The 9,509-nt window shown below is 54.5% G+C and carries 8 protein-coding genes; 2 read left to right on the plus strand and 6 right to left on the minus strand.

Annotated features, from left to right (window positions below; all coding sequences use genetic code 11):
- Window positions 1–282: 282 nt before the first annotated feature.
- On the minus strand, window positions 283–2,106 hold the full coding sequence (locus Q2B33_RS13015; RefSeq protein WP_300573672.1) for a glycerophosphodiester phosphodiesterase family protein: 1,824 nt from the start codon (window positions 2,104–2,106) through the stop codon (window positions 283–285).
- Between the two features lie 179 nt (window positions 2,107–2,285).
- On the opposite strand from Q2B33_RS13015, the gene Q2B33_RS13020 reads away from it, so the two are divergent.
- Both Q2B33_RS13020 and Q2B33_RS13025 read left to right on the plus strand, forming a co-directional pair.
- Window positions 2,286–2,453 (plus strand): hypothetical protein, encoded by a 168-nt coding sequence (locus Q2B33_RS13020; protein ID WP_300573669.1) that lies wholly within the window; start codon window positions 2,286–2,288, stop codon window positions 2,451–2,453.
- A 29-nt stretch (window positions 2,454–2,482) separates the two neighbouring features.
- Window positions 2,483–2,869, plus strand: a complete 387-nt coding sequence (locus Q2B33_RS13025; RefSeq protein ID WP_300573687.1) for a Uma2 family endonuclease — start codon at window positions 2,483–2,485, stop codon at window positions 2,867–2,869.
- 38 nt (window positions 2,870–2,907) lie between these two features.
- On the opposite strand, the gene Q2B33_RS13030 is transcribed toward Q2B33_RS13025, so the two are convergent.
- The 5 genes from Q2B33_RS13030 to Q2B33_RS13050 all read right to left on the minus strand — a co-directional run bounded on the left by Q2B33_RS13030 (window position 2,908) and on the right by Q2B33_RS13050 (window position 9,030).
- Window positions 2,908–3,540, minus strand: a complete 633-nt coding sequence (locus tag Q2B33_RS13030) for a sugar O-acetyltransferase (protein WP_296478485.1) — start codon at window positions 3,538–3,540, stop codon at window positions 2,908–2,910.
- A 100-nt stretch (window positions 3,541–3,640) separates the two neighbouring features.
- Complete coding sequence (locus tag Q2B33_RS13035) at window positions 3,641–5,128, minus strand: glycoside hydrolase family 32 protein (RefSeq protein ID WP_300573664.1); 1,488 nt, start codon at window positions 5,126–5,128, stop codon at window positions 3,641–3,643.
- A gap of 243 nt (window positions 5,129–5,371) precedes the next feature.
- On the minus strand, window positions 5,372–7,036 hold the full coding sequence (locus Q2B33_RS13040; protein WP_300573661.1) for an extracellular solute-binding protein: 1,665 nt from the start codon (window positions 7,034–7,036) through the stop codon (window positions 5,372–5,374).
- Window positions 7,037–7,154: 118 nt separating this feature from the next.
- Window positions 7,155–8,048 (minus strand): carbohydrate ABC transporter permease, encoded by an 894-nt coding sequence (locus tag Q2B33_RS13045; RefSeq protein ID WP_251205275.1) that lies wholly within the window; start codon window positions 8,046–8,048, stop codon window positions 7,155–7,157.
- Between the two features lie 19 nt (window positions 8,049–8,067).
- The gene (locus Q2B33_RS13050; RefSeq protein ID WP_296475326.1) at window positions 8,068–9,030 is read right to left on the minus strand and encodes a sugar ABC transporter permease; all 963 of its coding nucleotides are present in this window, start codon (window positions 9,028–9,030) and stop codon (window positions 8,068–8,070) included.
- Window positions 9,031–9,509: the final 479 nt, after the last annotated feature.

Genomic DNA, 9,509 nt, shown 5'->3' on the forward strand with positions numbered 1-9,509 from the left:
GATCTACACTCTTTCCCTACACGACGCTCTTCCGATCTCCGGCCCACTCCAGGCGCTCCCGGCGGCAGTCGCACACCGCCGCCAGCTTTGCGCCCTTTACCCTGCCCTCAAAAAGCTGCACCGCGTGGGCGCTTCCCATATTTCCGATTCCCACTACCCCGAACCGCAAAGTCTCCATGTCCTTCCCTCCCTCTGCCTCCTAAATGCTGACTAATTTCAAACTTTTTATTGAATATCCTCGGCATGCCTCCTGCCTTCCTCGCCGAAAAATCATCCGCCCTGTCAGAAAATCTTCTCCAGCAGCTTGATATATTCGCTGATCAAATCGCTGGTCTTCTCCGCATAGATGATCTCCTTCGCCAGGGCCACATTGTCCGTGATCACATTGTCCACGCCAAGCTCCACCATCCTGCGGATGCCGGCCTGGGTGTTCACGGTCCAGGCGTAGAGCTGCTTTCCCTGCCCGTGAACCCTGTCCACCAGGTTCTCCGTCACATTGGCCGCCTCCACGCTGAAATGGTCCGCCGCCTCCAGATCCGTGATGTTCCCATAGGCCAGGCTCATGACATAGACCGTGGTGACTTCCGCATTGTAGTCTTTCACCCGTTCCAGCACGCCGTAGACCTGGGAGGTGATCACACACTGCTCCAGGAAGTCATGCTCCGCCACGATGTCCACCACGCTTTTCTCGAAATCCGTCTCATGGCCGGTGGGCTTCAGCTCGATGTTCAGCTTGATCAGGTGGTCCCTGGCGAACTCCACCACCTGGCCCAGCCTGGGGATTCCCTCCCCGGCATGATCCGGCCCGAAGAAGCTCCCGGCGTCCAGGCCCGCCACCTCCTCCCAGGTAAGCTCCCAGGTATTTTTATTCAGGCCCGTAGTACGCTTGAAGCTGGTATCATGCATGACGATAATCTCCCCGTCCTTCGTCTGCTGCACGTCCAGCTCGATCCAGTCCGCCCCCAGCTCCTCTGCGCCCTCAAAGGCGCTCATGGTGTTTTCCGGATAGTCCGCGGACGCCCCTCTGTGGGCGGTGACTTCCGTGGTGCGGGCGTACTCGATGTTCAGGTTGTATTTTCCCAGATGCAGCCCGTAGGTGAATATAGTCCCCAGAACCACGGCGGCCAGGCCTATCCCGATGCAGGCGGCCCGGATGCGGGACCTCTCCCCGGCTTTCCCCTCTCCCGCCCCCAGTTCCAGGCTGCGGATTTCCTCGCCCCTCTCCTGCTTATGGGCGTAGAAGAGGACGCTGATGCCGGCATAGCCAAAGGGCATGGACAGGGACATGAACACCGCCGCGCACAGGGCGATGAACATCCATATAATGGTGGACACCAGGCTGCCCAGCAGGGCGAAGCGCTCCAGCATGCCGTCCACCGCCATGATCAGCAGTATCCCTATCAGGACGCAGCCTAAGAAGCACAGGGATATCACCGCCTGCATGGCCACTAAGGAAAGCATGTCCCTCACATGCCTTCCCGCTCCCAGGCGGCGGCTGCGCTTCCTGGCTTCCCTGAAGGGGAGATTCTCCAGCACCAGAAAATGCAGCGAGTAGAGCCAGTATGACAACAGCACTGCCAGCAGGGCCACTGCCGCGGCACAGAGCACGGGCAGAAACCGGTTCTGCCCGATATAATCCTGAATGAAGCCGGGCACCTGGATGGTAGAGATCACGCCCGATGCCAGGCCCAGGTTCAGAAAGGGTATGAGGAATAAAATCAGGAACGCAAGAGAAAGGCTGCGGGGGCGGAGCATCCCCATGCACTTACGGGCAGAGACGCGGAGCACCTCCGGCAGGCAGGCCTTACGGTTCTGCCAGGACTGGTCCAGCAGGATGATCACCGTGGCGATGTCGAACATGGTGTAGGCCGTCATGAGCAGAAGCAGGGCGGCCACGGACAGCACCGTCACCGGATGGACGGCGAAGGACAGCACGTTTTCCACCGTCAGGTATCTGTATCCCGTAATCTTCATAATCAGGCGAAAGCATCCCGAGAACAGGGGCACTGCCACCAGGAACGTCAGCAGCTTGAAGACGATTTCAAATTCCGCCAATGCCCTGCGGTTCCGGTTTACCAGCCTACCCAGTTGTCTTACTTTCCCCATCCCTTTTCGCCCTCATCTTAAGCCTCTGTATCCACAATATGCGACGCTTCGCGAACACAGTCATCCGATAAGACCTATTATAATGAATCCGCCTGAAAAGTCAATAACTCTGAATCAATGGCCGGTTGCTATGTGTGCTCCACATTACTGTTCACTCGGTGCCGCCGCGGGGTGTTTTCATGCGTATTATAATACAGACCAAGCCGAAAGAGACCGCCAGAGGAAACGTGCTGCAGCAGATGCTGACGGCCTATGAGGTGTTCGATTATATCTATGACTTCCCAGTATTTTTCCTCCTCCTTTCGAAAAAGCACAGGGATGTAGCAGGATACATCAGACGATATTAAGTGAACTTCATATTGCAATCGGAACTTATATCAAGTCAAAAGGCGGCTCCTGCAGGGTCTATCCCGCTCCTTTTGCCGTGAAGCTGTTCGAGGACAGGGATACGGTGGTGGCACCGGACATTAGCGTGATATGTGACAGGGATAAGCTCACGGACAAAGGCTGCAGCGGTGCGCCGGACTGGATTATAGAAATCATTTCCCCAAGCAATCCCGGTCATGATTATATCCGAAAGCTGAATCTATATGCGGATGCAGGGGCCAGGGAATATTGGGTTGTGGATCCGATGGTGAAGGAAGTCGCAGTCTACCATCTGGAAAAGGGTTCTTTCCGAGCGAAGGCTTACACATTTCAGGACAGGATTGCGGTCAATATCTATGATGATTTCCAGATTGATTTCCAGGAGTTGGATTTATAGGGAACAGCCATCAGGCTGTCACACCAGGTGGGTTTATTTCACCGTTGCTGTGACAGCCTTACAATCTCCTCCCAAGCCTCCTCGTCTATCTCCTCCGCCCGGAAGAGCCTGCGCCTGTCCGCCTCCGTAATCTTCCGGACGACCCGGCAGGGATTCCCGGCGGCGATGCACCAGTCCGGGATGTCCCTGGCCACCACGCTGCCTGCGCCGATGACTACGTTGTGGCCGATATGCACCCCGGGACAGATGACGGCATTGCCCCCGATCCACACATTGTCCCCGATCACAACCTCTTTCCCGTACTCATAGCCGGAGCTGCGGGTGACGGGATGGACCGGATGCCCGGCGGTGTAGATTGCCACATTGGGGGCCAGCTGGCAGTTGTCGCCAATCCGGATTTCCGCCACGTCCAGAAGCGTGCAGTTGTAGTTGGCGAAGAAGTTCTTCCCCACCCGGATGTGCTTTCCATAGTCGCAATAGAAGGGCGGGTTGACGAAGGCCTCCTCCGACTCCCCCAGAAGCTCCTTCACCGTCTTCGCGATTCCCGCGAAGTCAGTCCGATCCATGAAGTTCAGCCTCTGTAAGATTTTCTTGCACTCCTGCATTTCCTCAAAGACGCTGCCGTCCGCCACATAGGCCAGCCCCGCGTCCCTCCTCTCCCTGTTGTCCATGTATCTGTCTCCTTTCCTGTCAAATGATTCAGGCGCTGTGGGGGAATGTCCCACCCTCAGCGCCTGCCTGTCCGCTGTGCAAAAGCTCCAGATATCAATTCTATAGAAGATCGTACTTCACCACGTCTATGCTCACGGTCCCGTCCGCGGAGAAGTAGATGCCGTCAGCCTCCTGGTCTGTATACAGGACGGCGGTCATGACCTGTTCTCCGTCGTTGATAAAGGCCTCCACGCTGAAGCGATCCAGGATGATCCGCAGCTTCAGCACGCCGTCCTTACATAGTACCTTGCTGCGCCTCTGGTGGATGATGGCCCTGCGGGAACCGGAGAATTTCCTGTCCACCTTGAGCACGGATTCGCCGGGCCTGTAGCTGAAGGAGGTCTGGTACTGGTCGTTCTGGGCGAAGCGCACCGCGAATTTCCGGTACATGTCGCAGCCCTCCACCGGGCGTACCACGATCTCCATGTCCACCCTGCGCCCCCTGAGGCCCTCCGGATAGATGTTCCCCGAGAATGTAAGGTTCTCAAAAGCGACTCTGTTGCACCTCATGGCCTCCAGCTCCCGGATGGGCTTCTGGCAGAGCCTGCCGTTCTGTATGGAAAGCTCTCTGGGCAGGCTCACCTGTCCGAACCAGGCTTCCTCATGTTTTCTCCTGTGATTGCAGGTATCCCAGTTCTGCATCCATCCGATCATCACCCGCCGCCCGTCCGGCGTCAGCAGGGTCTGGGTAGCATAGAAGTCAATTCCGTAATCAATAGACTGATTGCTCTCCTCAATGAATTTCCCTGTCTCCTTATCATAATCGCCGATCAGGCAGAGCGTGCCGTTGCCATTGTGGTACTCGAAGCCCTGGGACAGCATGTCCTGGGGGCTGGTGAGAATCACCCATTTTCCGTCCAACCGGAAGAAATCGGGGCATTCCCACATCTTGCCGATGCGGTTATGGTTGGATGCCAATATGCTTTTAAACTCCCAACGGAATCCGTCCTGGCTGGTATAGAGCAGAACCTGTCCGCTTTCGTCCGCGGCCCTGTTGCCGATCACGCAGCAATAAGTTCCGTCCTCATCCTGCCATATCTTGGGATCCCTGAAATCGTTCCTGCTGGAGCCCTCCGGCAGATCCTTTTCGTCCAGAACCGGGTTGTTCTCGTATTTCTCATAGTCTGTCCCGTCCCCCACGGCCAGGCACTGGGTCTGGACCTCCGTATGCCCCCCGTTGGGCTGACGCTCATTGACCACTCCCGTATACATCAGAAGCTGCCTGCCGTCAGGAAGGGTGACCGCGCCGCCGGAAAAGCAGCCGTCCCTGTCATAGATTTCATCCGGCGCCAGCGCCGCCGGCAGGTATTCCCAGTGCAGCAGATCCTCGCTCACCGCATGGCCCCAGTGCATGGGGCCCCAGTAAGAGTTATAGGGGTTGTACTGATAGAACAGATGGTATTTTCCCTGATACCAGGAGAAGCCGTTGGGATCGTTCATCCATCCGGTGCGGGGGGACAGGTGGAACGCAGGCCTTTCCTCTTCTGCTATCATCTTTTCAAAAGTCTCTTCATATTTGCGCGCTTCTCTCAATGTCTGACTTGTCATAATACTTTCCATGCTCCTGATTCATTATTTTGTCAAAAACGGCCATCCAGCCACTCTCGCAGAGGACTGGACGGCCGCCTCGCCTTACTTGAACTTATACTGCTTCACGATTTCACTTGCCGTGAAACCAGACTGCATAACGCTGACCGGTTCAATCGCATGATTGCATTAGGCAGTATTCAGCGTTATGCAGTATAATTCCTGCTTTCCTTCCCAAAATCCGCTCTGCTTCTACAGCATACCCTATTTATAGTACTCATCGAGATACTGCTGGAAGATTTCCAGATACCTGTCAAGCTTGTAGCCCTGAAGCATTTCTTTATAAGCATCCCAGTCCGCATCGGTGAAGCCGTCGCGGATCCACTCGGCCTTCTTGGCATTTACGTTCTTACCGATATCAGCCATGATATTGGACAGCTCCTCGATATCTTCCTTATTCATGAAGATGGGAGGATATACATATTCCGCCTCGATGTAAGGAGTATAGTATTCCTTGATCCAGTCCAGACGGTACTGGGCATCGTCCGGGCAGGTCACATATTCGCCGTAGTACTCGTCCAGAATCGCAAGAGGTCCGCCTACAGCTTCTGCTTCTCTTACTTCTACAGGGGAGGCGTCTCCCAGAGGGGCATGCTGCAGCATTTCTCCGCCGTTGGCATTGGTGCCCATGACGAAAATATCGAAATCATCCTCCTCGCCGTAGGTGCCCCAGTTGTTCTGCGGGGACTGGATGGGAGCGTACATCTGGTCGAGCCATGCGCATACCAGCGCGGGCTTCTGTGCGGTGGCCGTCACCACTGCACGTCCGCGGTCATAGCCGCTGGTGTAGGAACCGTTGCAGGGAGTGAGCACCCTCTTGCCGTCCTTCTCCAGAGGAGGCAGGGGGACATAGTCTTCCAGATTGTCAATGTTCGCCGGATCCCAGCTGAAGAACACGCCGTAGCGATGGGATTTGCCCTTTGCCACATAGGTAGACCAGTCATGGGTGAAGGATTCGGGATCGATCAGTTCCTGCTCATACAGGGAATGCAGCCATGCGATACCTTCCTTCCAGCCTTCTGAGGTGGCGCTGCAGACGACCTTCTTATCATCGGTGACAGCGATATGTCTCCACTTGTCAGCATCGCCATAGCCCTCGCCGAAGGAGTTGAACAGGACACCGGGATCCTGTCCGCCGTCATTTACGATACAGGACATAGGGATGATGCTTCCTTCAATCCCGAACTCCGCCTGCAGCTCGGACGCGTGGTCACGGAATGCGATCAACACCGCCTCGAACTCCTCAACGGTCTGAGGAACCTCCAGTTTCAGAAAATCAAGCCACTTCTTGTTGATGAAGGGCATATTGTCGATGACCTGGATGGCAGTCTTGTCAGCGCCCAGCTGCTCGATCCAGGGAAGGGAATAGATATGCCCGTCGGAAGCGGTGGTCATCTTCCTGTACTCAGGATATTTGTCGAACACGCTCTTCAGGTTCGGCATATAGTTGTCAATGTACTCCTCCAGGGCGATGATGGTGCCGCCCTGGCCGAACCGGAGCAGGTCAGCCTCGCCGAATCCCGCTGTGAAGATAAAGTCAGGCAGGGAGTTCACGTCCGTCATAAGGGTCTGAATCTTATCTCCCCACTCACTGTTGGTGATGGCATTCCATTCGATATGTACGTTGGTCTGCTCTTCCAGGCGCTTGAAGATGGTACGGTCCTTGGGCTCCGTGGTGTTGGCCGGATAGTTGATCAGACCGGTCAGGGTCACCTTCTCTGCCTGAGGGAAAGCAAGCTCGCCTGCGTCCATTGGCTTAAAGGTACCGTCGTTCAGCTCCACCTTATCCCCCCCACATGCCGTCAGGGAAAATACCATGGTCGCCGCAAGCCCTGCGGTGACGATTCGTTTCCATACTTTGTTCTTCATACTTTCCTCCTATTTTTATGTATACTTTCCTGTATACTTATTCACTTTGCAGCTTGCTGCATTGCTTTATTGTTTTCACGGCAGAATCCCGCAGGGCATCCTGCCGCAGCAACCTCTCTTAACCCTTTACGGATCCTACCATGATCCCGGCATCGAAATACTTCTGGAAGAAAGGATACATCACCAGAAGGGGCAGGCTGGAGACGATGATCGTGGCATATTTCAGCAGCTCTGCCAGCTGGGCCCTGGCGGCAGTGCTCTGCATATCCGATATCATGCCGGACTCCGGCTTGTTCTGAATCAGGATGGAGCGCAGCACCACCTGCAGGGGCTTCTTTGACGCGCTGTCCAGATAGATCAAGGCATCGAAGTAGCTGTTCCACATGCCCACGAAGGACCACAGGCACAGCACGGCGATGATGGGCATACATACCGGGAGCAGGATCGTGAAGAAGAATGTCATCTCATTGGCTCCGTCCACGTCCGCCGCCTCCCGCAGCTCCGTGGGGATGCCCTGGTAGTAAGTCCTGGCGATGATCATGTTCCACACGCTGAAGGCGCCGGGGATGATGATGGCCCAGATGGTGTCTATCATGCCCAGGCTCTTGATCAGCAGGTAGGTGGGAATCAGGCCGCCGCCGAAGAACATGGTGATGACGAAGATTACATTAAAGAATCCTTTGCCCTTGAAATCCGGCCTGGACATGGGATACGCTGCCAGCAGGGTGATGAACACCGACACCGCCGTGAATGTCACGGAATAGATCACTGCGTTCCGGAAGCCAATCCAGATCTGCGCGTTGCTGAACACCCGCTCATAAGCCGTCAGCGTCCACTTGCTGAAATCGAAGGTGATGCCCTTGTTCTGCAGGGTGATGGGATCCATGAAGGATGCCACCACGATGTAAATCATGGGGATGATGATCGCTACCACGAACAGCCCCAGCAGGATGTAGCCTGTCATCAGCAATGTCTTATCCTGTAAGGAATATCTGCTAAATTTTTTCTTCATAAAATGTTTCGCACCTCCTCTACAGTCCTTTGCCTTCGTTCATCCTTGCCACGATCTTGTTCACCGTGATCAGCAAGATGAGATTGATGACCGTATTGAACAGCCCCACCGCCGTTGAAAAGCCATAGTCGCCGTCCAGAAGACCTTTTTTGTACACATATGTGGAAATGATTTCCGATGTCTTCATGTTCAGGTCCGTCTGCAGCGCGTAGGCCTTCTCAAAGCCGATGCTCATGATATTGCCTGCCGACATGATGAACTGGATGATGACCACGTCCTTGATGGCAGGCCACTCTACCGCTTTGATCTGCTGGAAGATGTTGGCCCCGTCAATGACGGCCGCCTCCTTCAGTTCCTGGCTGGCGTTGGAAAGAGCTGCCGTATACATGATGGAGCCCCAGCCCGCGCCCTGCCAGATGCCGCTGGCGATGTAGATGGTGCGGAACGCCTCGGGCATGGTCATGAAGTCCGTGGAGGTGCCCAGCAGCAGGTTCACAGGGCCGGTAACCGATAACAGAATCCTCACGATACCGCAGAGCACGATGACAGAGATGAAGTTCGGCATGTAGAGCACCAGCTGAATCTTCTGCTTGATTTTGGAGCTTTCCACCCGGTTCAGCAGGAAGGCCAGCAGGATGGGAATGGGGAAGCCCCACAGCAGGCCGTAGATGCTCAGCTTCAGGGTGTTCACCAGATAGGCCAGGAAGTCCGGCGAGGACAGGAACCTCTGGAAGTGCTTGAAGCCTACGAACGGGCTGCCAAGGAATCCTTTGATTGCGTTGTAGTCCTCAAAGGCAATCAGGATGCCGCCCATGGGTATGTAACGGAAGATGATCGTCAGGGCGAATGCCGGAAGCAGGAAGATCACATACAGCTGCCAGTGCTGGCGCAGGTAGACAAGCGTGCCGTGCAGCCCCTTTCCTTCTTTTTCCTTCCAGGGAGCGCGGTCCTTGGAAGAAGCCGTTTTTGTACTTGTTTTCATGAAAGATTTCTCCTTTCCGCTTTCTCTTAAAAACCACAATCTGCACTCCGCTGTCCCCTCTTCCCTCCTTGTTGCGCTTTATTGTGCATTTGTAAAATTTTCGTTTACATTTTATGTAACTATACACTATCATATATTTTACAATTGGTCAATACCTTTTTTACATTTTACACAAATTTTTTTATTCAATTTTTACATTTGACTATTTTTCTTTTATAACTTTGACCATTTTGCCCATTCCCGCCTCTAAATCATGCTGTTAGCCCTGTGGATTGACAGAAGCGACATAGTAAATGCTGTTAATTTTACATTTTTACATTTGACACATCCTGATTTATACATTATAATAAAGGAAATCAAATACCCCCTGCAAGCAACGGGGCATCAAGCCTGCAACGCTGCAGAGCAGAAAGTGTCCTTCAGGCACTTTGGTATTTGACCCTCGCGGCATTCGCCAACTGGCCGTGCAAGCACGGCCG

This window comes from uncultured Acetatifactor sp. (assembly GCF_948601915.1).
Classification (GTDB): domain Bacteria; phylum Bacillota; class Clostridia; order Lachnospirales; family Lachnospiraceae; genus Acetatifactor.

What these genes read in the sequence shown, in the direction of transcription:
- Q2B33_RS13015 (WP_300573672.1), bottom strand. Translation starts at nt 2,106, where the DNA reads ATGGGGAAAGTAAGACAACTGGGTAGGCTGGTAAACCGGAACCGCAGG.
- Q2B33_RS13020 (WP_300573669.1), top strand. Translation starts at nt 2,286, where the DNA reads ATGCGTATTATAATACAGACCAAGCCGAAAGAGACCGCCAGAGGAAAC.
- Q2B33_RS13030 (WP_296478485.1), bottom strand. Translation starts at nt 3,540, where the DNA reads ATGGACAACAGGGAGAGGAGGGACGCGGGGCTGGCCTATGTGGCGGAC.
- Q2B33_RS13035 (WP_300573664.1), bottom strand. Translation starts at nt 5,128, where the DNA reads ATGACAAGTCAGACATTGAGAGAAGCGCGCAAATATGAAGAGACTTTT.
- Q2B33_RS13040 (WP_300573661.1), bottom strand. Translation starts at nt 7,036, where the DNA reads ATGAAGAACAAAGTATGGAAACGAATCGTCACCGCAGGGCTTGCGGCG.
- Q2B33_RS13045 (WP_251205275.1), bottom strand. Translation starts at nt 8,048, where the DNA reads ATGAAGAAAAAATTTAGCAGATATTCCTTACAGGATAAGACATTGCTG.
- Q2B33_RS13050 (WP_296475326.1), bottom strand. Translation starts at nt 9,030, where the DNA reads ATGAAAACAAGTACAAAAACGGCTTCTTCCAAGGACCGCGCTCCCTGG.